This window comes from Streptomyces aurantiacus JA 4570, assembly GCF_000414115.1.
Taxonomy (GTDB): domain Bacteria; phylum Actinomycetota; class Actinomycetes; order Streptomycetales; family Streptomycetaceae; genus Streptomyces; species Streptomyces aurantiacus_A.
Genome location: NZ_AOPZ01000225.1, coordinates 1 through 410, shown reverse-complemented (window position 1 = coordinate 410; position 410 = coordinate 1). Strand labels below are relative to the sequence as shown.

At 69.0% G+C, this 410-nt stretch carries 1 protein-coding gene; it reads left to right on the top strand.

Features of this window, described 5'->3' with window-relative positions; translation table 11 throughout:
• A partial coding sequence (locus tag STRAU_RS21885) for an AfsR/SARP family transcriptional regulator (RefSeq protein WP_037661028.1) occupies positions 1 to 410 on the top strand: 410 nt, incomplete at both ends.

The following is a 410-nucleotide window of genomic DNA, read 5'->3' as shown; positions in this document are numbered from 1 at the left end:
CCTTCCGCGAAGGAGGTGTTGGTGACGGCGCCGGGGGGTTATGTGTTGTGTTCGGGGGGTGGGCGGTGTGATGTGCGGGAGTTCGAGCGGCTTGCGGGGCTGGGGTATCGGGCGATGGACGGGGGTGATTTCGCGGGGGCGGCGCGGCAGTTGGGTCAGGCATTGGGGTTGTTCTCGGGGGTGGTGCTGGCGGATGTGCGGGCGGGGGTGCAGGTGGAGATGGAGGTGCGGCGTTTGGAGGAGGGGCGGTTGTGTGCGCTGGATCAGCGGATCGAGGCGGATCTGCGCCTGGGGCGCCATCGGGAGCTGCTGGCGGAGCTGACGGTGCTGGTGGCGCGTTATCGCAACCATGAGAGTCTGCATGCGCAGTTCATGCTGGCCCTGCACCGTTCCGGGCGCCGCGGGGAGGC